General features: G+C 72.2%; 26 protein-coding genes and 1 pseudogene. 13 read left to right on the top strand and 14 right to left on the bottom strand.

The genetic code is table 11. From position 1 onward, the window contains the following. Positions 1-62 precede the first annotated feature (62 nt). Complete coding sequence (locus BSB02_RS29365) at positions 63-557, top strand: beta-class carbonic anhydrase (protein ID WP_084963817.1); 495 nt, start codon at positions 63-65, stop codon at positions 555-557. 52 nt (positions 558-609) lie between these two features. Continuing rightward, positions 610-1,608 (top strand): 1-aminocyclopropane-1-carboxylate deaminase, encoded by a 999-nt coding sequence (locus tag BSB02_RS29360; RefSeq protein ID WP_084963816.1) that lies wholly within the window; start codon positions 610-612, stop codon positions 1,606-1,608. On the opposite strand, the gene BSB02_RS29355 is transcribed toward BSB02_RS29360, so the two are convergent. Next, positions 1,605-2,564 (bottom strand): CU044_5270 family protein, encoded by a 960-nt coding sequence (locus BSB02_RS29355; protein WP_084963815.1) that lies wholly within the window; start codon positions 2,562-2,564, stop codon positions 1,605-1,607. The genes BSB02_RS29360 and BSB02_RS29355 overlap by 4 nt on opposite strands. After that, positions 2,552-3,127 (bottom strand): RNA polymerase sigma factor, encoded by a 576-nt coding sequence (locus BSB02_RS29350; protein ID WP_084963814.1) that lies wholly within the window; start codon positions 3,125-3,127, stop codon positions 2,552-2,554. The genes BSB02_RS29355 and BSB02_RS29350 overlap by 13 nt, the downstream gene beginning before the upstream one ends. A gap of 150 nt (positions 3,128-3,277) precedes the next feature. Between BSB02_RS29350 and BSB02_RS29345 the strand changes: the two genes are divergently transcribed. Further along, the gene (locus BSB02_RS29345) at positions 3,278-3,538 is read left to right on the top strand and encodes a hypothetical protein (RefSeq protein ID WP_084963813.1); all 261 of its coding nucleotides are present in this window, start codon (positions 3,278-3,280) and stop codon (positions 3,536-3,538) included. A gap of 179 nt (positions 3,539-3,717) precedes the next feature. Here the strand turns inward: BSB02_RS29345 and BSB02_RS29340 are convergent, their stop codons facing one another. After that, the gene (locus BSB02_RS29340; RefSeq protein ID WP_084963812.1) at positions 3,718-5,772 is read right to left on the bottom strand and encodes a DNA gyrase/topoisomerase IV subunit B; all 2,055 of its coding nucleotides are present in this window, start codon (positions 5,770-5,772) and stop codon (positions 3,718-3,720) included. A gap of 248 nt (positions 5,773-6,020) precedes the next feature. On the opposite strand from BSB02_RS29340, the gene BSB02_RS29335 reads away from it, so the two are divergent. The 3 genes from BSB02_RS29335 to BSB02_RS29325 all read left to right on the top strand — a co-directional run bounded on the left by BSB02_RS29335 (position 6,021) and on the right by BSB02_RS29325 (position 7,733). Then, complete coding sequence (locus tag BSB02_RS29335; RefSeq protein ID WP_084963811.1) at positions 6,021-6,251, top strand: DUF7455 domain-containing protein; 231 nt, start codon at positions 6,021-6,023, stop codon at positions 6,249-6,251. A 215-nt stretch (positions 6,252-6,466) separates the two neighbouring features. Then, positions 6,467-7,183 (top strand): YaaA family protein, encoded by a 717-nt coding sequence (locus BSB02_RS29330; RefSeq protein ID WP_084963810.1) that lies wholly within the window; start codon positions 6,467-6,469, stop codon positions 7,181-7,183. 187 nt (positions 7,184-7,370) lie between these two features. After that, on the top strand, positions 7,371-7,733 hold the full coding sequence (locus BSB02_RS29325; protein ID WP_084963809.1) for a hypothetical protein: 363 nt from the start codon (positions 7,371-7,373) through the stop codon (positions 7,731-7,733). Positions 7,734-7,758: 25 nt separating this feature from the next. Here BSB02_RS29325 and BSB02_RS41650 read toward each other — a convergent pair whose 3' ends face one another. The 5 genes and pseudogenes from BSB02_RS41650 to BSB02_RS29305 all read right to left on the bottom strand — a co-directional run bounded on the left by BSB02_RS41650 (position 7,759) and on the right by BSB02_RS29305 (position 13,499). After that, on the bottom strand, positions 7,759-8,397 hold the full coding sequence (locus tag BSB02_RS41650; protein ID WP_240506722.1) for a tyrosine-type recombinase/integrase: 639 nt from the start codon (positions 8,395-8,397) through the stop codon (positions 7,759-7,761). 74 nt (positions 8,398-8,471) lie between these two features. Then, a pseudogene (locus BSB02_RS43670) lies at positions 8,472-8,684 on the bottom strand (site-specific integrase); the annotation flags it as partial. A 92-nt stretch (positions 8,685-8,776) separates the two neighbouring features. Beyond that, a complete protein-coding gene (locus BSB02_RS29315; RefSeq protein ID WP_084963865.1) occupies positions 8,777-10,420 on the bottom strand; it encodes an RNA polymerase sigma factor in 1,644 nt (547 codons plus the stop codon). A gap of 224 nt (positions 10,421-10,644) precedes the next feature. Next, positions 10,645-12,753, bottom strand: coding sequence for a SpoIIE family protein phosphatase (locus tag BSB02_RS29310; protein WP_084963808.1), 2,109 nt, complete (start codon positions 12,751-12,753; stop codon positions 10,645-10,647). A 182-nt stretch (positions 12,754-12,935) separates the two neighbouring features. After that, positions 12,936-13,499 carry an HhH-GPD-type base excision DNA repair protein gene (locus BSB02_RS29305; protein WP_084963807.1) on the bottom strand — a complete coding sequence of 188 codons (564 nt, stop codon included), beginning with the start codon at positions 13,497-13,499 and terminating at the stop codon, positions 12,936-12,938. 137 nt (positions 13,500-13,636) lie between these two features. Between BSB02_RS29305 and BSB02_RS29300 the strand changes: the two genes are divergently transcribed. The 6 genes from BSB02_RS29300 (at position 13,637) to BSB02_RS29275 (ending at position 18,693) form a co-directional block, all read left to right on the top strand. Beyond that, positions 13,637-13,861 (top strand): hypothetical protein, encoded by a 225-nt coding sequence (locus BSB02_RS29300; RefSeq protein WP_084963806.1) that lies wholly within the window; start codon positions 13,637-13,639, stop codon positions 13,859-13,861. 164 nt (positions 13,862-14,025) lie between these two features. Further along, positions 14,026-15,564: a hypothetical protein gene (locus BSB02_RS29295; RefSeq protein WP_240506729.1), complete on the top strand. Its 1,539-nt coding sequence runs from the start codon at positions 14,026-14,028 to the stop codon at positions 15,562-15,564. A gap of 4 nt (positions 15,565-15,568) precedes the next feature. Then, on the top strand, positions 15,569-16,330 hold the full coding sequence (locus BSB02_RS29290) for a thioesterase family protein (RefSeq protein WP_084963804.1): 762 nt from the start codon (positions 15,569-15,571) through the stop codon (positions 16,328-16,330). 19 nt (positions 16,331-16,349) lie between these two features. Then, entirely contained in the window at positions 16,350-17,105 is a 756-nt protein-coding gene (locus BSB02_RS29285) for a LamB/YcsF family protein (RefSeq protein WP_084963803.1), read from the top strand. After that, complete coding sequence (locus tag BSB02_RS29280; protein WP_084963802.1) at positions 17,102-17,833, top strand: 5-oxoprolinase subunit B family protein; 732 nt, start codon at positions 17,102-17,104, stop codon at positions 17,831-17,833. The genes BSB02_RS29285 and BSB02_RS29280 overlap by 4 nt, the downstream gene beginning before the upstream one ends. Continuing rightward, positions 17,830-18,693 (top strand): 5-oxoprolinase subunit C family protein, encoded by an 864-nt coding sequence (locus BSB02_RS29275; RefSeq protein ID WP_084963801.1) that lies wholly within the window; start codon positions 17,830-17,832, stop codon positions 18,691-18,693. The genes BSB02_RS29280 and BSB02_RS29275 overlap by 4 nt, the downstream gene beginning before the upstream one ends. Before the next feature lie 47 nt (positions 18,694-18,740). Here BSB02_RS29275 and BSB02_RS29270 read toward each other — a convergent pair whose 3' ends face one another. Together BSB02_RS29270 and BSB02_RS29265 are read right to left on the bottom strand one after the other, a co-directional pair. After that, positions 18,741-19,850: a sensor histidine kinase gene (locus tag BSB02_RS29270; RefSeq protein WP_084963800.1), complete on the bottom strand. Its 1,110-nt coding sequence runs from the start codon at positions 19,848-19,850 to the stop codon at positions 18,741-18,743. Further along, the gene (locus BSB02_RS29265; protein ID WP_084963799.1) at positions 19,850-20,536 is read right to left on the bottom strand and encodes a response regulator transcription factor; all 687 of its coding nucleotides are present in this window, start codon (positions 20,534-20,536) and stop codon (positions 19,850-19,852) included. Before BSB02_RS29265 ends, BSB02_RS29270 begins: the two co-directional genes overlap by 1 nt. A 123-nt stretch (positions 20,537-20,659) precedes the next feature. Between BSB02_RS29265 and BSB02_RS29260 the strand changes: the two genes are divergently transcribed. Beyond that, on the top strand, positions 20,660-22,834 hold the full coding sequence (locus BSB02_RS29260; RefSeq protein ID WP_084963798.1) for an MMPL family transporter: 2,175 nt from the start codon (positions 20,660-20,662) through the stop codon (positions 22,832-22,834). 58 nt (positions 22,835-22,892) lie between these two features. Here BSB02_RS29260 and BSB02_RS29255 read toward each other — a convergent pair whose 3' ends face one another. Genes BSB02_RS29255 through BSB02_RS29240 form a run of 4 tightly spaced genes read right to left on the bottom strand, consistent with a single transcriptional unit; the run spans position 22,893 to position 26,453 of the window. Further along, on the bottom strand, positions 22,893-24,101 hold the full coding sequence (locus tag BSB02_RS29255; RefSeq protein WP_084963797.1) for a beta-ketoacyl synthase N-terminal-like domain-containing protein: 1,209 nt from the start codon (positions 24,099-24,101) through the stop codon (positions 22,893-22,895). Beyond that, on the bottom strand, positions 24,098-25,375 hold the full coding sequence (locus tag BSB02_RS29250) for a beta-ketoacyl-[acyl-carrier-protein] synthase family protein (RefSeq protein ID WP_084963796.1): 1,278 nt from the start codon (positions 25,373-25,375) through the stop codon (positions 24,098-24,100). Before BSB02_RS29250 ends, BSB02_RS29255 begins: the two co-directional genes overlap by 4 nt. After that, on the bottom strand, positions 25,372-26,208 hold the full coding sequence (locus tag BSB02_RS43335) for a cupin domain-containing protein (RefSeq protein WP_084963795.1): 837 nt from the start codon (positions 26,206-26,208) through the stop codon (positions 25,372-25,374). The genes BSB02_RS29250 and BSB02_RS43335 overlap by 4 nt, the downstream gene beginning before the upstream one ends. Further along, positions 26,205-26,453: an acyl carrier protein gene (locus BSB02_RS29240; protein ID WP_084963794.1), complete on the bottom strand. Its 249-nt coding sequence runs from the start codon at positions 26,451-26,453 to the stop codon at positions 26,205-26,207. Before BSB02_RS29240 ends, BSB02_RS43335 begins: the two co-directional genes overlap by 4 nt. Between the last annotated feature and the right edge of the window lie 13 nt (positions 26,454-26,466).

Genomic DNA, 26,466 nt, shown 5'->3' with positions numbered 1-26,466 from the left:
ACCTTGGCGAAGTCGGGCCCCCGGAAACCTGTTGGAAACGGGCATGGGACATCATCGTTCCCATGACCGCATTCGACGACCTGCTGGCCGCCAACGCGGACTACGCGCGAGACTTCGGCGGCTCGGCCCTGACCGGCCGTGCGGCCCGCGGCCTGGCCGTGGTGACCTGCATGGACTCCCGCATCGACCCGCTGGCGGCACTGGGGCTCAAGCCCGGCGACGCCAAGATCCTGCGAAACGCCGGCGCCCGCGTGACCGACGACGTCTTGCGCACGCTGATCCTGGCCGTCTACCTGCTCGGCGTGGATCGCGTGCTGGTGATGCCGCACACCGACTGTGGCGTGACCAAGGTGACCGACGCGGACGTGCACAAGATCACCTTGGACAGGGGCGTGGACACGCGGAGCCTGGAGTTCCACACCGTGCCCGACCAGGACGCCGCTCTGCGGCGCGACCTGACGCGCATCCGCACGAGCCCGTTCCTGCCCGCGGGCATCCCGGTCGGCGGCGCGATCTACGACGTGCGATCGGGGAGGCTCCTGCCCGTGGACGTCTGACGGCCGTGAGGCACGATGGGTGAGCCGGGCCCCGCCGTACCCAGGAGGACCGATGATCGACTTTCCGCGGCAGGAGCTGCTGTTCGGCCCCTCGCCGGTCCACCCGTTGCCGCGCCTGACCGAGCACCTGGGCGGCGCCGTCCGGATCTGGGCCAAACGGGAGGACTGCAACTCGGGCCTCGCCTATGGCGGCAACAAGACGCGCAAGCTGGAGTACCTGGTCGCCGACGCCCTGGAGCAGGGCTGCGACACGCTGGTGTCCATCGGCGGCGTGCAGTCCAACCACACCCGCCAGGTCGCCGCGGTGGCCGCCCGGCTGGGGCTGGGCTGCGTCCTGGTCCAGGAGAGCTGGGTGGACTGGCCGGACTCCGTCTACGACCGCGTCGGCAACATCCTGCTGTCGCGGCTGCTCGGCGCCGACGTGCGGCTGGTGAGCGCGGAGTTCGGCATCGGGATCAAGGAGAGCTGGGAGCGGGCGCTGGCCGAGGTGACCGAGCGGGGCGGCAAGCCGTACGCCATCCCAGCCGGCGCCTCCGACCACCCGCTCGGCGGGCTCGGCTTCGCCCGGTGGGCGGAGGAGGTGGCCCGGCAGGAGCGTGAGCTGGGCGTCTTCTTCGACACGGTCATCGTGTGCTCGGTGACGGGCAGCACCCAGGCCGGGATGGTCGCGGGATTTGCGGGGCAGGACCGGCCGCGCCGCGTCATCGGCATCGACGCCTCCGCCAAGCCGCGCGAGACGCGGGAGCAGGTCCTGCGCATCGCCCGCCACACCGCCTCCCTGATCGGGACCGCCGTCGCCGACGCCGACGTGGTGCTCGACGAGCGCTACCACGCCGGCGTGTACGGGATACCCGACGAGCGGACGCTGGAGGCGATGCGGCTCGCGGCCCGGCTGGAGGGGATGATCACCGATCCGGTGTACGAGGGCAAGTCGATGGCGGGCCTCATCGACCTGGTGACCTCCGGCGAGATCGAGCCCGGCTCGACCGTGCTGTACGCGCATCTCGGCGGGCAGCCGGCCCTCAACGGCTACAGCGCGCTGTTCCGTTAGGGGCGTTCGCCCGCCTTGTCCACGATCTGGATGTCGAGGCGCGCGCTCCACGTCAGCGGCGTGCCCGCCTTCACGTGCACGGGCCCCACGTTGACCGGGTGGAACGTGCGGTCGCTCACGGCCACGCCGTACGTGCCCAGGAAGCTGTAGTCGGACGGGTCGAGGATGAGGTCGTAGCGCGCCCAGCCGTCGGCGCGGCTGAAGGCGATGCCGCGCCTGCCGTCCGCGTCCGGCACATCGTGGGTCACCGTGACGCCGGGAATCGTCGGCAGCGCGCGGAACAGCGCCGAGCGGACCTCGGGCGGCAACATCTGCTCGCCCATGAGCTGGTAGATCGCCTGGAAGAGCCGCTGGTCCTCGGAGAACTCCGCCTGCTCTGGCACGTCGGCCAGGGCCTGCCTGATCCTGTCGAGCACCGTCTCGGGCGTGACCGGCTCCCGGGCCAGCTCGGCGGCGCCGATGCCGGGATGGGTGCCCTGGATCAGGAGCCCGCCGCTGCCCTGCTCCCAGGCCACCCGCTTGCCGTCCACGCTGATCCACTGCTCGAAGATCTCGCGCCTGTGCAGGTCGCGGGCGTAGCCGTAGCCGCCCCTGGCCGGGGACGCCTGGAGTTCCTTGACGTAGTACCACTGATCAGGGTGGGCGATCGGCGACGGGCCTCGCTCCGCGGCCCTGGCGGCCCGCTCCCCCAGTTCCCGCACGCCCGCCACCGGCGCGATGTCCGGCCGGCCGCGCGTCACGACGATCCCGGTCCCGACCAGGACGGCCAGCGCGGCGGCCACCGCCAGACGCCACCGCAGTCTCGGCCTCGCCGGTCTGGGCTTGTCCCAAGCGGCCGCGAGCCCGGGCTTGTCCCGGACAGCCGCGAGCAGCCGGGTCCTGGCCGCCTCCTCCGCCTCCGGCGTCATGGCCGGGATGTGCTCACGCAACCGCCGAACCGCGGTCAGCTCGTCCATCGGCTCCCCTCCCCCATCGTCGTCCTGATCGTCCTGCGCGCCCGGTGCAGGCGGGAGCGCACGGTTCCCACCGGGATCCCCAGCGCCTGGGCGGCCTCCTCGTAGCTCAGATCCGCCCAGGCGATCAGCAGAAGGACGTCCCGCTCCTTCTTGGACAGCCGCGCCAGCGCCCCCGCCAGCCGCCGCTCCTGCCCCTGCGCCGCGACGCGCTCCACCACCTCGTCGGCCATCGGCGCCGGCAGCGGGTCGATCCCCGTCCGTTCCAGCGCCCGCAAGAACCGCTCCTCGTCGCGCCGGTGCCGGGCGATGAGCGTCGTGGCGATGCCGTACAGCCACGGCCTGGCGAGCTTGTGCGCCGGGTCGTAGGAGTCGCGCCGCCGGAAGGCCGTCAGGAACGTCTCGGCCACGATGTCGTCGGCCGCCTGGGTGCCGAGGCGTCTGGCGGCATAGCGGTGGATCTGCCTGGCGTGCCGGTCGAACAGCTCGGCGAACTGCTCGGGATCGTCCCGCGATCTGCTGATCAGTTCGGCGTCGTCCAGGTCCGTCGCTTCCACGGCACTCACGTGTCTCCTTCGTCTCGCGTGCGGGTCACCCCACTGTCTCCCGAAGGGCCGGTTCGGGTTCGCCTCGCCGTACGGCGGGCGCGAGAGCGGGCGGAGGACCACCGATGACCGGCATGAACGCGCGGCGGCCCTGCCGCCGACGACACCGCCATGCTTGAGCTGGAGCCCGTCGAGGCCGACCTGGCGCGCGACCAGTTGGAGGAGTCGGTACGGCTGCGCCGCGAGCTGGGGTTCACGGCAGGGGCCGCGGCGAACCTCGCGGCGTCCGCGCACATCCGCGGCGATCGGGAAGAGGCGCTGCGGCTGCCCGACGAGGCGACGGGCTTGGCCGAGAGCTCGGGCGCCCAGGGCGTTTCACGGTGGGTCGAGCAGGCGCGCGGCATGCCGACGGGTGAGGGCTGCGCCGTGTGACGGGCGCGAGGACAAACCCCGGTCGCTCACACCCGCGGACAAAGAGGACGAACTCTGGAGATCACACACGCGGACAAGACCGATCGCCCGCACGCGAAGACATGAAGCGGCCCCCGCACGCGGGCGAGACTCAGCCGGGGCGGGATGTATTCGCTGCTCGACCGGCTCGGCTACCGGTGTTAGGCGTCGATGTGGTCCCGGTCGACCTCGGCGGCGCTTTTCACGATGAACTCCCGGCGGGGCGCCACATCGCTTCCCATCAGCAGGTTGAAGATGCTCTCCGCCGCCTCGGCGTCCTCGATGCGCACCCGGCGCAGGATGCGGTGGCGCGGGTCCATCGTCGTTTCCGCCAGCTGGTCCGCGTCCATCTCGCCCAGGCCCTTGTAGCGCTGGACCGGGTCCTTCCAGCGCTTGCCGCGGCGCTCCAGGTCGCGCAGGACCTTGTGGAGCTCCGCGTCGGAGTAGCAGTAGATGTATTTGCTCTGGCCCCGGCCCGGGTTGGTCAGCTCGATGCGGTGGAGGGGCGGGACGGCGGCGAAGACGCGACCGGCCTCCACCAGGGGCCGCATGTAGCGGTGGAACAGCGTCAGCAGCAGGCAGCGGATGTGGGCGCCGTCGACGTCGGCGTCGGCCATCAGGATGATCTTGCCGTAGCGCGCCGAGTCGATGTCGAAGGAACGGCCCGAGCCCGCGCCGACGACCTGGATGATGGCGGCGCACTCGGCGTTCTTGAGCATGTCGGAGACCGAGGCCTTCTGGACGTTGAGGATCTTGCCGCGGATGGGCAGCAGCGCCTGGAACTCCGAGTCGCGGGCGAGCTTGGCCGTGCCGAGGGCCGAGTCGCCCTCGACGATGAACAGCTCGCTGCGGTCGACGTCGTCGCTGCGGCAGTCGACGAGCTTGGCGGGCAGCGCGGAGTTCTCCAGGGCGCTCTTGCGGCGCTGGTTGTCGCGGTGCTCGCGGGCGGCGATGCGGGCCTTGGCGGCCGCGACGATCTTCTCCAGGACCGCGCGCAGCGGCTGCTTGAAGCCACGGGGCGGGTTCGCGAACAGCGCCTTGAGCTCCCGCGAGACCACGTGGGAGACGATGCGGGTGGCGGCCGAGGTGCCGAGGACCTCCTTGGTCTGGCCCTCGAACTGCGGCTCCGGCACCCGGACGGTCACCACGGCCGTCAGGCCCTCGAGGATGTCCTCCTTGGTGACCGGGTCGTCGCCGTTCTTCAGCAGGCGGGTCTCGCGCAGCTGCTCGTTGATCGTGCGGACCAGGCCGCGCTCGAAGCCGGCGATGTGGGTGCCGCCCTTGGGGGTGGCGATGACGTTGACGAAGGAGCGGACCGTCGTGTCGTAGCCCTTGCCCCAGCGCAGCGCCACGTCGACGGTGAGCTCCCGCTCCACCTCGGTGGGCGTCATGTGGCCCTGGTCGTCGAGGACGGGCACGGTCTCGTGGAAGTGGCCCACGCCCTGCAGCCGCAGCACGTCGCAGACCGGCTCGTCGCGGGCGAGGAACTCGGTGAACTCCGAGATGCCGCCTTCGAAGCGGAACTCCTCGGTCTTGCCCTCGTGGATCAGCGCCAGCGTGAGCCCGGGCACGAGGAACGCCGTCTGGCGCAGCCGTACGTGGATCTCGTCGATCGACACCTCGGCGTCGGGCAGGAAGATCTGCCGGTCGGCCCAGAATCGCACGCGGGTGCCGGTGACCTTCTTGGCCACCTTGCCGCCGTCGCGCAGGCCGGACTTCTTCTTGAACTTGGCGGTGGGCCCCTCGCCGTCGAAGACGCCGGGCACGCCGCGCCGGAAGCTGATCAGGTGCGTGCGGCCGTCGCGGTCGACCTCGACGTCGAGGCGGGCCGATAGGGCGTTGACCACCGAGGCGCCCACGCCGTGAAGGCCGCCGGAGGCGGTGTAGGACCCCGTGCCGAACTTGCCGCCCGCGTGGAGCTTGGTGTAGACGAGCTCCACGCCCGGCAGGCCGCTCTTGGGCTCGATGTCGACCGGGATGCCGCGGCCGTTGTCGCGCACCTCGACCGAGCCGTCGTCGTAGAGCTCGACCTCGATGCGGGTGCAGTGACCCGCCAGCGCCTCGTCGACGCCGTTGTCCACGATCTCCCAAAGGCAGTGCATGAGGCCGCGGCTGTCGGTGGACCCGATGTACATGCCCGGCCGCTTGCGGACCGCTTCGAGGCCCTCAAGCACCGACAGGTGACGAGCTGTGTAACCCGCCTCCGCAACCGTCACTCCGTCCCCCTCAGTCCCAGGGATCGAACACCTGTGCGTAGCCTACCGTCCTTCCCGGTCCACCGGGTACAAGCTTGCCACTGGGTCACGTTTGCCATGACCAACGGCATGGTCCTCATTACTTTTGGACACATTCCGCTCTGGGCGTATCCAGGGGGTGATTGGGAACGTCTGCTTCGGGTTAGATGTTGTCCCAAGTGACTGACGCCAGATCCCCGTCCAGGCGGGGATGACCCGAAAGGCGATACGTGACTGGAGCACTCGCCCCCGCCAAGCCGTTGACGGCTCTGGACCGCTGCGACCGCTGCGGCGCCCAGGCCTACATCCGTGCCACCCTGCCCGTGGGTGGGGAATTGCTGTTCTGCGCCCACCACGGTCGCCAGCACATAGCCGCCCTGCGCGAGAAGGGCGCGGAGATTCTCGACGAGTCCGCCAAGCTGAGCAAGACGCCGGCCACCGCGACCGACAACGAGCGCTGAGCTCAGCCGGCCCAGCCGACCATATGCCGGACGCGGCGGCTTCCCGGCCTTCCCGAGGCCGGGAGGCCGTCGCGTCCGCTTTGTCGCATGCCTTCGTTCCCGGGGCCGGGCATCAGGCGATGCCTCACCGGCCTCGCTCCTCCCACTCCCCACGACGGCCCCGTTCGCCCACGTGACGGCCCTGCCGGAACGCGCCCGCGATAAGCTGCGGCACCATGCTGATCCTGCTCCCGCCGTCCGAGGGCAAGGCCGCCCAGGGGAACGGTCCGAGCCTGGGCGAGCTGTCCTTCCCGAGCCTCGCCAAGCCCCGCCGGCGCGTCCTCAACGCCCTCCTCAAGGCCTCCAGGCGGCGCGACGCCCTCGACATCCTCGGCCTGAGCCCCGGACAGCGCGACGAGCTCGCCAAGAACCTCGCCATCGGCCAGGCCCCCACCCTGCCCGCGGCTGAGCTGTACACCGGCGTCCTCTACGACAACCTCGGCCTGGCGACGCTGAGCCCCGAGGCCCGCGCACGCGCCGAGCGGGAGGTGCTGATCTTTTCCGGCCTGTGGGGCGTCGTCAGGATCACCGACCGCATCCCGCCCTACCGCCTGTCCATGGGCGTCGCGCTGCCGCCGCTGGGAGGCCTGGCGGCCTTCTGGCGTCCCGCTCTCACCACCGTGCTCGACCCCCTCCCCGGCCTGGCCGTCGACATGCGCTCGGCCGCCTACGCCGCCGCCTGGAGGCCCGGCGGGCGCGGCGTCGCCGTACGGGTGCTGAAGGACGGCAGGGTCGTCAGCCACATGGCCAAGGCGACACGCGGCCGGATCGCCCGGGCGCTGCTGGAGAGCGGCCAGGACCCGGCGACGCCCGAGGAGCTGGCCAAGGTGCTCGAAAGCCTCGACTACGCCGTACGGCTCGCGCCCGGCACGATCGAGGTCGAAACGGACTGAGCCCCGCGCCTCCGAAAGGAGGCGTTCCACCGCTCCCGGCAGGCCGCGTGGCGTTCGTGCTGGTTGCTCACGGTAACCACCTCCGGGGGCAAGGGTACGCGCTCAAGGGCCATGATCCTCGCGCGCGTACGCGCGTGTGTGGTCTGCATGTCATCCGTAGCGGCCGGTTGAGTCTTGCCCGTGAGTCTTGCGCGGGCGTGACGCTACGTGGCGTGAAGCGCGGGCGTGCGGAATCGGTGGCCGACGTCGGCGGGCCGTCGTACAACAGGCGTATGACGCGCGACCCGAGACGCCCCCGCTCACGGCCACCGACGAGAAGACGATCACGCTCGACGACGGCGGGACGATCGCGGTCACGGCCTACAGCAACGGCGAGATTGAGATCCGTGTGAGCGAAGCGCCGTTCGTGATCGCGGCGCTCGACGGCGGCGAGGAGGGCGGAGACGCGATCATCAGGTTGAGTCCCGGCAGGCAGGGCGGCAACGTTCGTGGGACCTGGTATCGCGACCGGATGGCGAAGATCAACGATCGCGACAAGCCGACCGGCTGACCCCGCGCGACGGTAGCCGAGCGCATCACGAAGCCCCCGAGCACTCGGGGGCTTCGTGATGCGGGCGGGCGTCAGAGGTCGCCAGGTTGAGCGCACGCGCTTCGTCGGCGGCACGCCGCTCGGAGGTCGCCCGCGTGTAGCGGTCGATCATCTCGCGGCGGGACCATCCGGCGACCGCCATGAGACCGCCTTCGCTGCCCCCGGCGGCGAGCCAGCGTGAGGCGGCCGTGTGCCGCATCATGTGCGGGTGGAAGTCCGGGATGCCCGCGCGGTCGGCACGGTGGCGGAGCGTGCTGTACAGGCCGTCATAGCTGAACGTCTTGCCCCGGTCTCCCAGCCACAGCACGGGCGTGCTGGCGAGCCGATGCGTACGGCGGGCGCGAAGGTAGCGATCCAGCGCGCGGCCGGTCTGCGGGCTGAACGGGACGCGGCGTCCCTTCCCGCCCTTGCCCCGGCGTACGGTCGCCATGCCGGTCTTGAGGTCGATGTCGTCGAGCATCATGCCGACGATCTCCCCGGCACGCGCGCCGGTTTCCACCATGAGCCGGACGATCGCCTCACCCCGCCGGTCCCACATGTCGGGACCGGCGCACGCCTTGATCTGATCGTCGGACAGGACCGGCGTGATCTTCTGGTCGAGCTTCGGCGGCTTGAGGCTGACCAACTCGTCACGCGGGATCTCGCCCTCGTCGGCGAGCCACGCGGAGAACCGCGCAACGAGAGCTGGCGGGAGCGGGCCGTCGTCGCTTCCGCGCCGCTGTCGATCAGGTCGGACACGAAGCGGTTCACGGTCGGCCGGTCCAGCGTCGGCGGCGTGCCGGTGCGCTCGCTCCAGCGGAGAAACGCGCGGACGCCGTCGCCGTAGGTCTTGAGCGTCTGGGCGCTCTTGCGCTCCGCCCGGAGGTGGAGCAGCCAGGAGTCGAGGAGGGCGGGCAGGTCTTCGGGAGCCATGCCCGATATCTCGACTCTGAGCCTTGTGCCAGACAAACGGAATGGCTCTGACCCGGGTTTCTCCAGGTCAGAGCCATTGATGGATGGTTTCCTCAGTCGAGGTAGTCGCGCAGCACCTGGGACCGCGACGGGTGACGCAGCTTGGACATGGTCTTGGACTCGATCTGGCGGATCCGCTCGCGGGTCACGCCGTAGACCTTGCCGATCTCGTCCAGCGTCTTCGGCTGCCCGTCGGTGAGGCCGAACCGCATCGACACCACGCCCGCCTCGCGCTCCGACAGCGTGTCGAGAACCGAGTGCAGCTGCTCCTGCAGCAGCGTGAAGCTGACGGCGTCGGCCGGCACGATGGCCTCGGAGTCCTCGATGAGGTCGCCGAACTCGCTGTCGCCCTCCTCGCCGAGGGGGGTGTGCAGCGAGATGGGCTCGCGGCCGTACTTCTGGACCTCGACGACCTTCTCGGGCGTCATGTCCAGCTCGCGGGCCAGCTCCTCCGGCGTGGGCTCGCGGCCGAGGTCCTGCAGCATCTGCCGCTGGACGCGGGCCAGCTTGTTGATCACCTCGACCATGTGGACCGGGATGCGGATGGTCCGCGCCTGGTCGGCCATGGCGCGCGTGATCGCCTGCCGGATCCACCACGTGGCGTAGGTGGAGAACTTGTAGCCCTTGGTGTAGTCGAACTTCTCCACCGCGCGGATCAGGCCCAGGTTGCCCTCCTGGATAAGGTCCAGGAAGAGCATGCCGCGGCCGGTGTAGCGCTTGGCCAGCGACACCACCAGGCGGAGGTTGGCCTCCAGCAGGTGGTTCTTGGCCCGGCGGCCGTCCTCGGCGATCCACTCCAGCTCGGCGCGGACGTCGGGAGGCAGCTTGTCGCCCTCGCTGCTGAGCTGCTCCTCGGCGAACAGCCCGGCCTCGATGCGCTTGGCCAGCTCGACCTCCTGCTCGGCGTTGAGCAGGGGGACCTTGCCGATCTGCTTGAGGTAGTCCTTGACCGGGTCGGCGGTGGCACCCGCGGCGGCCACCTGGGCCACCGGCGCGTCGTCGTCGTCGTCGGAGAGGATGAGGACCTCGTCGTCGCTCTTCTCCTCGACGGCCTCGACCTTGGGCTCCTCCTCGACCTCGGGCTCCTCCTCGATCTCCTCCTCGACCACGACCTCGTCGTCGACCTCCAGGTCCTCGAGGTCCTCGAGGTCGACGTCGGCCTCGAGGTCGATGTCGTCCTCGACTTCCACGTCGACGGGGTCGGCGGCCTTGGCGGCCGGCGGCGCGGCCGCCTCAGCCTCGGCGGCGGGCACGGCGGCGGCCGCGGGAGCGGCCTTCTTGGCGGGCGCGGACTTCTTCGCGGCGGCCTTCTTCCTCGGAGCCGGAGCCTCGGGCTTGGCCGCGGGGTCGGCGGGGTCGTCGGCGGCGACGACCGCCGTGACGGTGTCGGGCTGCTGCTCCTTGGCGGCCGCCGCGGTCTTTGTCTTGACGGGGGCAGCTGTGCGGCGCTTTGCTGGACCGCGAGACTTCTTCGGCGCCGCCGAGTCCGCGGCGGTCACCACCACGGTCACGCCCTCCTTGCTCAGGTTCCGCAAGAACGCGGCGGCGTGCGACATGGGGATGTCCGCCTCCTCGAAGGCCTTGCGGACATCCTCAGACTCGAGGTAACCCTGCGAGCGCCCACGCTCGAGCAGTCGCTGAATGACGGGCTCGTTCAGCTCAGATGGCTTCGAGCGAGTCGAACTTGCAGGCGACACGAACACCTCTCGAACGAACGCGTGGCGACAAATGGACCCAGGTGCCCGCTGGGGGGCTGTTGCCTCTCTTGGATGCGAAGGCCGTGCGGAGTGCGACGGGCCATCCAGCATTCTGACACGACCCAGCCCTCCATACGGCCACCTCCCGGCGGTTGACCTCCACCCTAGGCCGACCGGGACAGTAGTGCGTACGGAAGCGGGGCACTGATATCCGAAAGCAACCCTTATGACTGTTTCATTCCGTCACTCTTCGTGGCAGGAGGGACGTGGATCGCGAGCACGGTCACGTCATCGTCCTGCTCATACCCCGACAGCATTCGATCTACCAGGAAATCGAGCAACATATGCGGATTTGTCACCACTTCTGGTGGAGCTTCGGTCACAACCGAGCAAAGCTCCGCGAGTCCCGCATCGAGGCCGCGTTTCCGGTTCTCCACGAGCCCGTCTGAGTACAGCACCGCCGTGTGGCCGGGCGGCACCACGAACCTGAACTGCCGCCGGGAGGTGGACCAGCCCAGCGGGGTGCCGGGCTCGGCGTCGCACAGCACGGCCCGGCCCTGGGGCGAGACCAGCACGGGCGGCGGATGCCCGGCCAGCGCCAGCGTGCCCTCGCCGGTGCCCGGCTCGACGACCATGTAGGCCAGGGTGGTGACCTGCTCTTCCTCCTCGGTCGCCTCGAAGACCCGGTCCAGGCCGGTGAGCACCGAGGCGGGCGGCGGGTTGGTCAGCGCGAGCGCCCGCATGGCGTTGCGGATGCGGCCCATCCCGGCGGCCGCCTTGACGCCCTTGCCCATGACGTCGCCCACGACGGCGGCCACCCGGCCGTCCTGCAGCACGAAAGCGTCGTACCAGTCGCCGCCGACCTGCACGTGGCGGCTGCCGGAGCGGAAACGCTGGGCCAGCGTCAGCCCCTTGACCACCGGCAGGCGGTCGGGCAGCAGGCTGCGCTGGAGCGTCTCGGCGGTCTTGTGCTCGCGCTCGAACAGGGTGGCGCGCTCGACGGCCAGCGCGCACTGGCCGGCCAGCGCCTCCAGGAAGACGCCGTCCTCCTGGGAGATCTTCTGCGGCCGGGTGAAGGAGAAGCGCAGCGCGCCCAGCGCCCGGCCCGCAGCCAGCAGCGGCAGGCCCACCCAGGCCCGCTCGTCGCTGTTGGCCAGGTAGGCGTTGAGCCCCTCCTCGTCGCCCCCCGCCTCCAGCAGCTGCTCCTTGAGGCTCTCGGGCGACTCGGCGAAGACCGGGCGGCGGCTGTTGACCGCCATCGTCATCACGCTGGCGTGCGACAGCGGGATCTCCTCGCCCGGCGCGCCGGGGATCTCCGGGATGCCCTCGCCGTTGATCAGCTTCAGCGACGCGCGCTCGTGGTCGAGCAGCGCCACGGCCGAGCGGTCGGCGGCCAGAGCCGTACGGCCCACGTCGATGATGACCTGGACCACCTGCTCGACGGTCAGCGCCTCGGCCAGCTGGGCCGTGGCGCCCTGGAGCCGGGCGGTGCGCAGGGCGGCGGCGCCGAGCTGGTCGGTCAGCCGGCCGCGCATCTCCTCGGCCTCCTTCTGCGGCGTGACGTCGGTGTTGGCGCCGACCCACTCCACGACCCGGCCGTGCCGGATGATCGGCACCGCGCGCACCTCGAAGTAGCGGTAACCGCTGGCCCGCGTGCGCACGCGGTAGTTCCACTCGAACATGGTCCGCCCGCGCAGGGCCTCCCGCCACGCCTCCTCGGTCTGCCGGCGGTCCTCCGGGTGGACGGCGTCGAGCCAGCCGTGCGCGAGGTACTCCTCCAGGCCCTGGCCGGTGATGGCACGCCACTGCGGCGCGTCCTCGATCACCGCGCCCGTGGGCGAGGTGATCCACACCAGCTGCGACTGCGCCTCCACCAGCGAGCGGTAGCGCTCCTCGCTGCGGCGCAGCTCCTCCTCGGTCTGCCTGCTCTCGGTCACGTCGGTGCCGACCAGCGCCACGGCCCGCAGCGCGCCGTCCTCGTCGTGGACCGGCGAGAACGACAGCGACCAGTGCCGGGTGTCGCCGTCGGCCGAGCGCACGCGCACGCGCCCCTCGGTGACGGGGGCGTCGGTCTCGATCACGGCCTGTACGGCATGCGTGATGAGCTGGCTCAGGTCCGCGGGAAGCGCCTCCATCGGCCGCCTGCCGACCAGGCGGTCCAGGGGCACGCTCACGACGTCGGCGAACACGTCGTTCGCCCGGTGGACGCGGCCCTCGGCGTCGAAGAAGGCGAAGGCGAACTCCGCTTCGGACAGCAGGCCCTTCAGCAGGGCGGAGTCTGAGATGTCCACACCCGACTCCCGGGGACGGGGAACGGAGGTCTCGGCGCTCATGCTCGGCACCTCCGTCGCGTGCCAGGGTCTCCCACGCGGCACATCTCCAAAAACTTGTATCGGCGTAGCGCAGCTCCGGGCGACCGGATTCTGCTGTACATCATCGGCGATGGTCGGGTGCGGACGGAAGCCCCCGCCGCCACCAGGTCGTCATCAGCGTCAACGCATACTGTCAAATCAGCCTACTTCGCGGCTTTCTTCGCAGCCTGCTTTGTCTCCCTGACCTTGACAAGGCTCTCGGGGTCGACCACGTCGGCCACCGACCGGTAGGACCCCTCCTCACCGTACGGCCCCGCCGCCTCGCGCCATCCGGGTGGCCGGACCCCCAGTTGCTTGCCGAGCAACGCCAGGAAGATCTGTGCCTTCTGCTTGCCGTACCCGGGTAGCTCCTGCAGGCGGCGCAGCAGCTCCTTGCCGTCGGCCACGCCCTCCCAGATCCGCTCCGGCCGACCATCGTAGTGCTCGACCAGATAGGCGGCGAGTCGCTGGATCCGCTCGGCCATCGACTTGGGGTAGCGGTGGACGGCGGGCTTGCGCGACAGCAGCTCGGCGAAGGCCTGGGGGTCGTAGGAGGCCAGCTCCTCGGCCGTCAGGTCGTGCCCTAGCCGCTCGGAGATGGTGTGGGGACCGGTGAAGGCCCACTCCAGGGGGATCTGCTGGTCGAGCAGCATGCCGACCAGCAGGGCGAGCGGGCTGCGGCCGAGCAGGTCGTCGGCCTCGGCCCGCTGGGCGATCTGGATGCGCATGGCTCCAGCTTCCCACGAAAGACCTGACGGAGTTCGGCGGTGAAGGGAAGACAGGCGTCGCAGGGGCTTGACACCTGCCCGATAAGGGATGGAATGGGAGCGCAAGCCTGGCCCTAGGTCCGCAGAGGAACGCCACCATGCTCGCTCTGGCCATCCGTTACCTCCGGGAGCCAGTCAGTCTCCGCTTGGCCGAAGAGTTCCTGACCGTGCCCGTCGAGACCATTGATCGCTGCGTGGCCGACGTTTGCGCTTGCGCCGAGCATCTCGGCATCGAGGCGACCGCCGAGGTCATCGAGCGCATCGCCCGCGAGCACCTGCTCGCCATCGTCAACTCAGCGCCGCCGCCCCGCACGGCCCGATAGCATCTGTCGCAGCACCGATTTCACCCGAGCGCCCCGGCTCGGGTGGAGAAAGCGAGGATCGACCCTTTCCGGGCGTCCGCCCTGGACGCGACAACGGACCTGCCATGCGAGAGAGTGAGGGCGTGCGCCGACACCGAACCAATCCTGACGACGTGTTCAAGGAAATGCTGCAGGCGGCGCGCGAACTGCTGGCCGTGCGCAGTCCTCTGGACGCGGAGCTGATGGTCTCCGACATGGTCGGCGCCTGGTGGGGCAGGCGGGTCAAGGGCGGCGACGTCGAGCAGGTCCTCGGCGAGGGGCTGGTCGACTACGCCGCCAAGGCGGGCACGCCCGCGTCGCTCACGCTGCTGATCTGCCTGGCCTATCTCGGTACGGCGCGGCAGGGCGCCAAGGCGGAGGGCGCCGCGCTGGCGATGATGGAGTCGGGCGTGGCCAGGCCGGGCTGGGCCGACCGGGTGGGCGCGGTCAAGCCGACGGGCTGCTACGTCTCGCGCGACGCCTACGGCGACCAGGACACGGTCGTGTGCACCTTCGCCTACCGCGGCTCGCCGCACGAGGAGCAGGCGGCGCAGGACAGGCACGCGCTGGTGCTGGTGGTCGACTACAACATGCGCGGCATGGCGCGCGACGCATGGGTCTCCTCCGAGGTGGACAAGCTGCTGGAGCAGGCGCGGGCGGAGGCCGACGCCAACCCGATGCTGATCTTCGAGGAGATCGAGCCGCAGCAGGCCCGCGCGCTGCTGGAGTCGGCCATGAAGGCCACCCTCGGCGCCCAGGACCTGGGGCCGCGCCAGCGCGGCGGCAAGCGGGCGCCCAAGACCCCGCCTCCGGTCAGCGACAGCTACAGCGCCTACCACGCCTTCGCCCGCGCCCGGCTCAAGGCGCTGCCCCCCGGCCGCAAGCGGCCCGCTCCCCTGCACAGCGAGGCCCCCTACAGCCGCGAGCGGCGCGCCATGCTCGCCGCCGAGTTCCTGGCCTCCGACGAGGCCGAGCACCTGTCGGACAGGTCGGCCGCCTCCCGCTGCGCCGACCACATCATCGACTACGGCTGCGACCAGGACTTCAGCCGCCCGCTGCGGGTCAGCCCGACCAAGTGCGAGACCTTCCTGCTGGACTGGCTGCCGCGCAAGGTGATGCTCAGCCCCGCCGAGCAGGAGGCCATGCCGCACGTGCTGGCCGCCTGGGCCCGCTTCGCCGCACGCAAGACGGGCCTGCCGGACGAGGGACTCAAGGCCACGCTCGACGGCGTGTGGGAGGCGACCGCCAAGTTCCCCGAGGCCTACCGCGACCCGACGTCCTTCGGCCTGGACCGCTCCCTGCTGGAGCGCCTGCTGCCCGACGGGGACCTGTCGGCGCTGGCGCGCCGCGTCTTCGCCTTCCCGCTGCTGCAGGGCGAGCGCGGCGGGGTCCTGCTCGACACGCTCAACCCCGCCGACCCGGCCGACCGGCGCACGCTGCTGGAGCTCGACCACGGCGGCGCGGTCGACGAGCAGCACCTGGCCTGGCACGAGGAGATCGCCACCCGGCTGTGGGACGGCGACCCGCCGGAGCTGTGGGAGGCCGCCCAGCGCCTGCTCGACCTCGGCCACGACCGCGACGAGGTGCTGCACGTGCTCATCGAGATCGTCGAGCGCATCGGCGGCGATCCCGAGGAGCTGGCGGCGGCCCTGGACGACATCGCCGAGATCCCTGATGAAATCTAGTGCCATGGCGATGTACGAGCGGCTGTCCGCGGGCCGCTACCTGGCCTCGGAGCACACGCAGGGCCCGTGGGACCCCGCGACGCAGCACATGGGCCCCGTGACGGCCCTGATCGTCCACGAGCTGGAGCAGACCGCGCCGCGCCCCGGGCTGGCGCTGTCGCGGCTGGCCGCCGACGTCTTCGGGCCTGTGCCCGTCGGCGAGCTGGAGGTCCGCGCCGAGGTCGTGCGCGACGGCAAGCGCGTCCAGTGCCTGGCCGCCTCGGTGTCCTGCGGCGGCCGCGAGTACGTCCGCGCCACCGCCTGGCGCATCCGCGAGAGCGACACCCCGGCGACCCCGCTGCCCGGCCCGCCCGCGCCGATCCCGCCGCCCGGCCCCGACACGTGGTTCTCCACCGGCTTCGGGTACGGCAGAGCCATGGACGTGCGCTTCGTCTCCGGCTCGCCCGACGAGTACGGCCCGGCCGTGGTCTGGGGCCGGCCACGGGTGCCGCTGGTGGACGGCGAGCCGGCCAGCCCGCTGGAGAGCCTGGCGCTGCTGGCCGACAGCGGCAACGGCGTGAGCGGCGTGATCGACTTCGCCACCCACCTGTTCGTCAACGTCGACCTGACGATCTCGCTGTTCCGCGCGCCGGCCGGCGAGTGGACGTGCATGGACGCGGCCACCGTCATCGGCCCGGCCGGGCGCGGTCTGACCCGGTCCACGCTGTATGACGAGCTGGGCGAGGTCGGCGTGGCGACCCAGACCCTCTTCGTCGCGCCGCGCTAGGCAGAGGGAGGATGGGTCCATGGTGATCGACCTCAACGCCGACCTGGGCGAGGGCTTCGGCATCTGGCGGCTCGGCGACGACATGGCGTTGCTCGACATCGTCACCAGCGCGAACGTGGCGTGCGGGTTCCACGCCGGCGACCCGGTGACGATCCGGCGCACCTGCGCGGCGGCGGTCGACCGCGGGGTGGCCATCGGCGCCCAGGTGTCCTACCGCGACCTGGCGCACTTCGGCCGCCGGGAGATGGACCTGGAGCCCGAGGAGCTGTGCGCCGAGGTGCTCTACCAGCTGGCGGCCGTCGACGGCATCGCGCGGGCCATGGGCGGGCGCGTCGCCTACGTCAAGCCGCACGGCGCGCTGTACAACCGGATCGTCCGCGACCCCGTCCAGGCCGCGGCCGTGATCGACGCGGTCGCGGACTATGACCGGTCGCTGCCCGTCCTCACGCTTCCCGGCTCGGCCGTGCACGAGGCGGCCGCCGCCGAGGGGATCACCACGGTGTGCGAGGCGTTCGCCGACCGGGCCTACACAGCCGGGGGGACGCTGGTGCCGCGGCGGGAGCCCGGGGCGGTCGTCCACGACCCGGCGGAGGTGGCGGCCCGCGCCGTGAGGATGGCGGTCGAGCACACCGTCACGGCCGTGGACGGCACGCAGGTCCCGGTCACGGCCCGGTCGATCTGCGTGCACGGGGACACGCCGGATGCCGTACGGCTCGCGCGCGGGGTCCGTGACGCGCTGGTCGAGGCGGGCGTGACCCTTCAGGCGTTCGCATGATCCGTCTGGCCGGGGAGCACGGGCTGCTGGTCGAGACGGGGGCGCTGGAGGTGTCGCACCGTCTCGACGCGCTGCTGCGCGGCGCGCGGCCGGCCGGGGTGGAGGAGATCGTGCCGGGGCCGGAGACGGTGCTCGTCGTGGCGCCGGGGATGGATGCCGGGCGGTTGCGTGCGGTGCTGGAGGCGATGCTCGCCGACGCGCGTGCGGGAGTCGGCGCGACCTCCGGCCGCACGGGTGCGGGACCAGGGGGGAAAGAAGGGGCGCGGGAAGAAGCGGGCACGCCTGGGGCCGCCGGGACGGGCATGCCGGGAGCGACGGGGGTCGGTGGGCCGCGAAGAGGCCCCGGCGAGGAGGCCGTCGTCATCCCGGTCCGGTACGACGGGGCGGACCTGGAGCCGGTCGCGGAGCTGGCCGGGATCTCCGTCGAGGAGGTGATCGCCCGCCATGTCGGCAGCGACCTCGTGGTGGGCTGGCTCGGCTTCGCGCCCGGGTTCGCCTACCTGACCGGGCTCGACCCCGTCCTGCACGTGCCCCGGCTCGACACGCCGCGCACCTCGGTGCCCGCCGGGTCCGTCGCGATCGCCGGGCCGTACTCGGCCGTCTACCCCAGCGCCTCCCCCGGCGGCTGGCGGCTGCTCGGGCGGACCGACGTGCGGGTGTGGGACGTGCGCGCCGATCCGCCATCGCTGTTCCGCCCGGGCATGCGAGTGCGATTCGAGGCCGCATGATCGAGATCCTGGCGGCCGGGCCGTACACCACGGTGCAGGACCTGGGCCGCCCCGGGTATGCGCACCTGGGGGTGCCGCGGTCCGGCGCGGCGGACCAGGCGAGCCTGCGGCTGGCCAACCGGCTCGTCGGCAACCCGGAGGGCGCGGCGGGCCTGGAGCTGACCTTCGGCGGGGCGGTGCTGCGCTTCCACGCCGGGGCCTGGGTGGCCGTCACGGGCGCGCCCTGCCCGATCAGGAGCCGCTGCGCCGGGGCGGGCATGAACGCGCCGTTCTGGGCCGGGGCCGGGACGGAGCTGCGGTTCGGGACGCCCGCCGGCGGCCTGCGCACCTACCTGGCGGTGCGGGGCGGGATCGCGGTGGAGCCCGTGCTCGGCAGCCGCTCGACCGACTCCCTGTCCGGGCTGGGGCCGCCGCCCCTGCGGCCGGGCACGACGCTGGAGGTGGGCCCGGCGGCGGGGCTGGAGCCGCCGCCGGTGGACCTGGCGCCGGTCGGCATCCCCGGCGAGCCCGTGCTGCGCTTCCTGCCGGGGCCGCGCGACGACTGGTTCTCCCCCGACGCGCCGCACGGGCTGTGCGCCGAGCCGTACGAGGTGAGCCAGGACAGCAACCGGGTGGGCGTGCGGCTGCGCGGGCGCGAGCTGAAGCGGGCACGCGAGGGCGAGCTGCCGAGCGAGGGGATGGTGACGGGCGCCATCCAGGTGCCGCCGAGCGGCCAGCCGATCGTCTTCCTGGCCGACCACCCGCCCACCGGGGGCTACCCGGTCATCGGGGTGGTGCTCGCCGCGGACCTGGCCGTCGCGGCCCAGCTGCGGCCGGGCGACCGGGTGCGGTTCGCCCTGGTACGGCCCGGCCACCGGTGATCGGGCCCGGTGATCGGGCCCGGTGATCGGGCCCGCGGCCTTCCGGATCACCGCTCCAGCGGCAGGATGATCCGGAAGGCCGCGCCCCCGCCGGGGGCCGAGCTCACCGACGCCTCTCCCCCGTGCGCGGCGGCCACCGCGGCGACGATGGACAGGCCCAGTCCCGCGCCGCCCTGCGCCCTGCGGTCGCCGTGGCCGTGGTCGCCGCGGTAGAAGCGCTCGAAGACCAGCGAGCGCTGCTCGTCGGTGAGGCCGGGGCCCTGGTCGGCGACCTCCACCACGGCCCGGCCGCCGGAGGCGGTGACGCGGACGGTGGCGGGCGTTCCGCGTGGCGTGTGGTGGAGCACGTTGACCAGCAGGTTGCCCACCGCCTGGCGGAGCTTGGCCGCGTCGCCCACGACCTCCACCGGGCCGTCGCACGCCAGCGTGAGCGGGCGGTCCGGCTCGATCGCCAGCGTGTCGGCGACCGCGTCGGCGGCCAGCGCGTCCAGCGCCACCGGGCGGCGCTCCAGCGGCCGGCCCTGGTCCAGGCGGGCCAGCAGCAGCAGCTCCTCCACCAGCGAGCCCATGCGCGCGGCCTCGGACTCGATGCGGCGCATGGCCTTCTCCAGGTCGTCCCGGCGGGTGGCGGCGCCGCGGCGGAACAGCTCGGCGTAGCCGCGGATGGTGGCGATCGGGGTGCGCAGCTCGTGGGAGGCGTCGGCGACGAAGCGGCGCAGGCGGTCCTGGGAGGCCTCGCGCTCCCGGAAGGCGCTCTCGATCTGGCCGAGCATGGCGTTGAGCGCCGCGCCGAGCCGGCCCACCTCGGTGTCCGGCGGCGCCGTCTCGATGCGGCGGCCGAGGTCGCCGGCGCCGATGGCGGTCGCGGTGTCCACGATCCGGTCCAGGGGGCGCAGGTCGCGGCGGATCAGGAGCAGGGCCAGCAGGGTCAGCCCGGCCAGCGCGAAGCCCGAGGTGCCGATCATGACGAGGGCGACCCGCCGGGTCAGCTCGTCGGCGGCGGCCAGCAGCTGCTCCTCGCTGGTCAGGGCCAGCAGCCGGGAGCCGCCGGGGCCGCGCCAGTCCTGGATGGCGCCGAAGGTGGCGCCGCCGGCCAGGGCCAGGGCCAGGGCCAGCAGGCCGACGACCGTGAGCACGAGGCGGACGCGCAGCGACATCAGGCTTCCCTGGGCAGGCGCAGGACGTAGCCGACGCGGGGGACGGTGTGGATCAGGGGCGGGCCGGCGAAGTCGACCTTGCGCCGCAGGTAGCTGATGTAGGTCTGGACGACGCCGTCGTTGCCGCCGAAGTCGTACTCCCAGACGTGGTCGAGGATCTGGCGCTTGGACATCACCTTGCCGGCGTTGGTCAGCAGGAAGCGCAGCAGCTTGAACTCCGTCGGGGTGAGGTCGAGCAGGACGCCGCCCCGCCGTACCTCGTAGGCGTCCTCGTCGATGACGAGGTCGGCGAAGGCCAGCGTGCCGGAGTCGTCCCCGGCCCGCTTGGTCCTGCGCAGCACCGCGCGCACCCGGGCGATCAGCTCCTCCAGGCTGAACGGCTTGGTCACGTAGTCGTCCCCGCCGACGGTCAGTCCGCTGATCTTGTCCTCGGTCGCGTCCATGGCCGTCAGGAAGACCACCGGCACATCCGATCCCGAGGCGCGGATGCGGCGGCAGACCTCGGTGCCGAGGATGTCGGGCAGCATCACGTCCAGGACGATCAGGTCGGGCTTGCAGGCCTCGGTCGCCGAGACCGCCTCGGCCCCCGAGGAGGCGGTGGCCGTCTCGAACCCCTCATACCGCAGGGCGGTGGCGACGAGATCGGCGAGATAGGGTTCGTCGTCCACGACAAGAATCCGGGTCACCCGTCTAGTCTGACCCGGAAGATCTTGAACGGCCCATAGGGAACTCTGTGAATTGCCCGACTCACACGAGGGCTTAAGGCCGGTCACACGGCCGCTGGAGATCGCTTTGCTCCACTGGGCCGTATGGAGAGACTGTCTGCCTTCGTGCTGCGCCGCAAGGGCATGGTCACGTTGCTGGCCCTGGTGGCGTTCCTCATCGGCATGGGGGCCACCCCCATAGCGATCCAACGGCTGTCGGAGGAGTACGCCCATCCCGGCATGCCGGCCTTCGAGGCCAACCAGGAGATCGTCAGGATCTACGGCAACGGCGGCTACCAGCGGCCGTTCGTCCCCGTCGTGGTGCTCCCGGAGGGCAGCACGGCGCAAGGCGCCAAGGAGGCGATCGGCGCGGCCTTCGCCGCCGTCTCGGCGAAGCTGCCCAAGTCCCGCGTGGTCTCCTACGCCGACACCGGCGACCCGCGGCTGGTCGGGGCCGACGGCCGCACCACCTTCGGCCTGGTGTTCCCCGGCACCTACTCCGACGGCAGCCCGCCCGGCGGCGGCCTGGGCGAGACGCCGGACGAGAGCCCGGTCATCGTCGCGGCGATGCGGCCGCACCTGCCGCCCGGCAGCACGGTCCACGTCACCGGCCTGGACACCCTCGCGCCGAGCGTGGAGGCGGGCGGCGTGGACGTCCCGAGCAAGATCGGCATCGGCGTGCTGGCCGCGGTGGTCGTGCTGCTGCTGGTGTTCCGGTCGGCGCTGGCCTTCGTGCCGATCCTCATCTCGGTGCTGGCCGTCTTCGTCTCGTTCATCGCGATCCTGCTGCTGACGCTGGTGATGACGGTCCACGACGTCGCGCTGACCACGATGCCGCTGCTGGGCCTGGGCATCGCGGTGGACTACTCGCTGCTGCTGGTGGCCCGCTGGCGGGAGGAGCAGGCGGCCGGCCACCGCGGGGACGAGGCGGTGCACCGGGCGATGGCCGGGGCGGGCCGCGCCGTGCTGTTCAGCGGCGTCGCGGTGGCCATCGGCCTGGTCACGATGGTGGTGCTGCCGGTGCCGTTCCTGCGCAGCCTCGGCATCGCGGGGATGATCATCACCGCGGTCAGCGTGGCGGCCACCCTCATGGTCCTGCCGGTCCTGCTCGCCCTCGCCGGGCAGCGGCTGGACCGGCGGCGCGGCGAGGGGGCGCGCTTCCAGAGCGAGGCCAGGGCCGGGCGTGCCTGGTCGGCGTGGGCCCGCGGCGTGGTGCGGCTGCGCCGGCCCGCCGCGCTGGTCTCCGGCGGCCTGCTGCTGGCGCTGACCTGGACCGCCCTCGGCGTCAACCTGGGCCTGCCGGAGAGCCGTCACCTGCGCGCCGGCGGCCCCGGCCACGAGGGCGTGGCGGCGCTGCACCGCGCCGGCGTCCCGGCCGGCGTCATCACGCCCATCGACGTGCTGGTGACCGGCGATGCGGCCGCGGCCGTCGAGCGGATCAGGCGGATCGAGGGCGTGGCCACCGTGCTCGCGCCCGACTCGCCCACCTGGCGGCGCCAGGGCACCGCCGTGGTGTCCGTGCTGCCCGTCGCCGAGAACGGCACCGCCGCGGGCGAGGCGACCATCACCCGGATCCGCCAGGCCGTGCCGGACACCGTCAAGGTGGGCGGCAACGCGGCGCAGAGCATGGACTTCCAGTCCCAGACCTACGGCGCCTTCCCGTGGATGCTGGGCCTGATCGCGCTGGTCACCTTCGTCATGCTGGCCCGCGCGTTCCGGTCGCTGCTGCTGCCGCTCAAGGCGATCGCGCTCAACCTGCTGTCGCTGGGCGCGGTGATCGGCGCGATGGTGCTGCTGTGGCAGTACGGCTGGGGCACGAGGGAACTGCTGGACATCCAGCCCACCGGATCGATCGGCGAGTTCGTGCCGTTGACGATCTTCGCCTTCCTGTACGGCCTGAGCATGGACTACGAGGTGTTCATCCTGGCGCGCATGCGGGAGGAGTACGACCGCGGCGGCACCACGCGCCGGGCCGTGATCGAGGGGGTCGGCAGGACCGGACGGCTGGTCACCTCGGCGGCGCTGATCCTGTTCATCTCCTTCGCCGCCCTGGCCATGACGCCGGAGCTGGACGTCAAGGTCTTCGCCAGCGGCCTGGCGCTGGGCATTCTGCTGGACGCCACGCTGATCCGGGGCGTGCTGGTCCCGGCCGTGGTGGCGATGATGGGCCGCTGGAACTGGTGGCTGCCCGGCTGGGCGGCGGCCGTCCTGCGGGTGCGGCCCTCGCCGCTGCGGAAGGAGGCGCCCGAGCCGGCCCCGGCCCCGGAGCCCGTCGGCTGACCATATGAAAAAGCAGGGGGTACGGCATGCGAGCCGTACCCCCTGCTTCGAGGAAGGATCAGACCTTGGTCAGGACCGCGGCGGAGTTGAAGCCGCCGGCGCCCCGGGCGAGGACCAGCGCCGCCGACAGGCCGTCCACCGTCCTGGCCTGCCGTACCAGGTCCAGGCCCGGCACGTCCCCCTCGACGCCGACCGTCGGCGGCAGCACGCCGTCGGCCAGGGCCAGCGCCGCCCACGCCAGGTCGAGGGCCGCGCCGCCGGAGTACAGGCGGCCGGTCATCGTCTTGGGGACGGTGACCGGCACCCGGCCGGGGCCGAAGACCTCCTCGATGGCCGCGGCCTCCTGCCGGTCCCGCACCGGGTCGCCGGCGCCGTCGGCGAAGACCACGCCGATGTCGGCGGGGGTGAGGCCGGCCCGGGCGACGGCCTCGCGCATGGCGCGCGCGTACTGCCGGTGGCCGGGCGCGGGGTCGGTGACGTGGTGGGCGTCGTGCGTGGAGGAGGTCCCGGCGATCTCGGCGTAGACCGTGGGCGCGCCCCGCTCCAGCGCCCGCTCGCGCTCCTCCACGACGAGGATCGCGCCGCCCTCGCCGGGGACGTACCCTGCGGCGTCGGGAGAGAAGGGCCGGTAGCGGCCGTCCCGGCTGACCGTCGCCTCGCTGGCCTGGCAGGCCAGCGCGTACGGCGACAGCGGCGCCTCCGTGCCGCCGGTCACCACCGCCCCGGTGCCGCGGCGGATGAGCCGCGCGGCCTCGGCGAGCGCGTCGACGCCGCCCGCCGCGTCGGCGACCAGCACCCCGCACGCGCCCTTGAGCTGGTGCCTGATGGACAGCTGGCCGCTGCTGGCGGCGTAGAACCAGCCGATGGACTGGTAGGCGCTCACCGCCCGCGAGCCCTGGCTCCACAGCGCCTGGATCTCCCGCTGGCCGAAGGCGTTGCCGCCCGACGCGCTGGCGGTCACCACCGACAGCTCGAAGGGATCGGCCAGCGACGGGTCCAGCGCGGCGTCGGCCAGCGCGAGCTGGGCGGCGGCGAAGGCGAACCAGGTCCAGCGGTCGGTCTGCACCAGCAGCTTGCCGTCCACGAACGCCTTCTCGTCGAAGTCCGGCACCTGGCCGGCCCACCGGATGGGCGAGCCGCCCGCGTCGAACGACGCGATGGGCCCGATGCCCGGGCGGCCGGACAGGGAGTTCTCCCAGTGCTCGACGACGCCGATCCCCGTGGGGGCGACCACGCCGAGCCCGGTGATCACCGCGCGCCGGCTCATGCGCCGCCTCCCGCTCTGCTGTCTCCCAACGCGGAGAACACCATCGCCGACTGGAAGCCGCCGAACCCGCTGCCCGCCGACAGCGCGTGCCGCGCGGACACCTCCCGGGCGACCAGCGGCGTGTAGTCCAGGTCGCACTCGGGGTCCGGCGTGGTCAGGTTGGCCGTGGGCGGCACCACGCCCCGCTGGAGGACCAGCGCGCAGGCCGCCATCTCGATCGAGCCGATCGCGCCGAGCGAGTGGCCGACGACCGACTTGATGGAGCTGATCGGGACGCCGCGCGCCGCCTCGCCCAGGGCGCGCTTGTAGGCGGCGGTCTCGTGCCGGTCGTTCTGCTTGGTGCCCGAGCCGTGGGCGCTGATGTAGCCGAGGTCCTCCGGCTCCAGGCGGGCCTGGGCCATCGCGTCCTTGACGGCCTCGCCCAGCTCGTAGCCGTCCGGCCGCAGGCCGGTCATGTGGAACCCGTTCGCCCGCGCCGCGTAGCCGGTGACCTCGCAGTAGATCCGCGCCCCGCGCCGCCTGGCGTGCTCCAGCTCCTCCACGACCAGCACCGCCGCGCCCTCGCCCAGCACGAACCCCTTGCGCCCGGCGTCGAAGGGCCTGGAGGCCTGCTCGGGCTCGTCGTTGTCGGGGCTGGTGGCGCGGATGGCGTCGAAGCAGGCCACGGTGATGGGCGAGATCGGCGCGTCCGACGCCCCCGCGATCACGACGTCGGCCTCGCCGTCCTGGATCAGCCGGTAGGCCCGGCCGATCGAGTCGATGCCGGAGGTGCAGCCGGTGGAGACCACCGCGGCCGGTCCCTGCGCGCCGAACCTGACCGCGAGCTCGGTGGCCGCGCTGGAGGGGACGAGCGCCTGGTAGAGGAAGGGCCGCAGGTGGCGGTCGTCCACGACCCAGTCTCGGCCGCCGTCGCTGGCGACCACGTACTCCTCCTCCAGCGTGATGGTCGCGCCCACGGCCGAGCCGAGGCTCACGCCCATCCGCTCGCGGTCCACCGCCTCCGGTTCCAGGCCGGCGTCGCGGACCGCCTCGTCGGCGCAGACCACGGCCATCTGGACGAACCTGTCCATGCGCCGGATCTCGCGCGGGGTCAGGCCGTGCGCCGCGGGGTCGAAGTCCACCTCGGCCGCGATCTGGGAGCGGAACCGCGAGGGGTCGAAGACGCTGATCCTGCGGATCGCGGGCTTGCCGTCCACGATCCGGCCCCAGAACTCCTCGCGGCCGACCCCGCCCGGCGCGATCACGCCCACGCCGGTGACGACGGCCCTCCTCACGCGCTCACCTGCTCGGGGTAGGGCTCGGTGTCGACGTGCCCGAGCTCGGGCCGCGGCGCCAGCGGGCCGAGGTGGAAGACCGCCAGCGCCTCCTCCTCGCCGACGTTGGTCAGGCGGTGCCGGACGTTGCGCGGGATGAGCAGGGCCTGCTCCGCGCCGGCCGTGACGGGCTCGCCGTCCAGGTCGATCCGCAGCGTGCCGCGGGCCACGAAGAGGAACTCCTCGGAGTACGGGTGGTAGTGCTCCGAGACCTTCTCGCCGGGCGCGAGCCGTACGGCGCCGCAGAACCCGGAGCTGGACCCGCGCGTGGCCGGCGAGACCAGGGTGCGCAGGTCGCCGCCGCGCCTGCGGTTGCTCGGCACGTCGTGGAAGCCGATGACCTCCCGGCGGCGCTTTTCCACCTTCTCCTTGATGAGCGACATCTGCACCAGGGTGTTGGCGTTGATGCGGTCGGTCATCGCCGCGGTGTCGAGCGGGGCGTCCGGCTTCATGTGGAAGTCCTGCACCCAGCGCATCCTGGTGCGGTCGGGCGCCAGCTCCTCGTAGGTCCAGGTGATGTTCATGAACTCGAACGGGCCGGTCTCCACGCGCCGGGCGCGGACCGTCCAGGTGTCGCGGTCCCAGTGGCGTTCCGACACCCACGACCAGACGCGGCCCTGCTCGTCGGGGTGCATGGTGAGGCGGAAGGTCACGGAGGTGTCGGTCTCGGCGAGGATCTCGGCCTTGGCGTACTCGGAGAACAGCTCCGGCCAGGCGCTCACGTCGTTGGTCTGGTCCCAGACGAAGCCGGTGGGCGCGTCGATCTCGACGGCGTTGTCGGTGTGTCCGATCATCGGGCCGCGCTCCCGTTCAGGCGCTCGGCGACCAGCTTCTTCAGCGTGGCCGGGGTGGCCTCGGCGGTCAGGTCCGCCTCGACGTCCACGCCGAAGCGGTCCTGGATCCTGGTGGCGATCTCCACCCGGGCCAGGGAGTCCAGGCCCAGCTCCTCGAAGCTGCGCTCCCACGCCTCCCCGGCGGACTCACGGTCGAGGCCGACGGAGATCAGCAGGTCGCGCACGGTGTCGTCGGTGAAGGTCATGGTGGTCAGCTCC

The organism is Thermoactinospora rubra, assembly GCF_002093975.1.
Lineage (GTDB): Bacteria > Actinomycetota > Actinomycetes > Streptosporangiales > Streptosporangiaceae > Nonomuraea > Nonomuraea rubra_A.
Note: the sequence above shows the minus strand (reverse complement) of the source record. Positions and strands in the feature narration are given on the sequence as shown.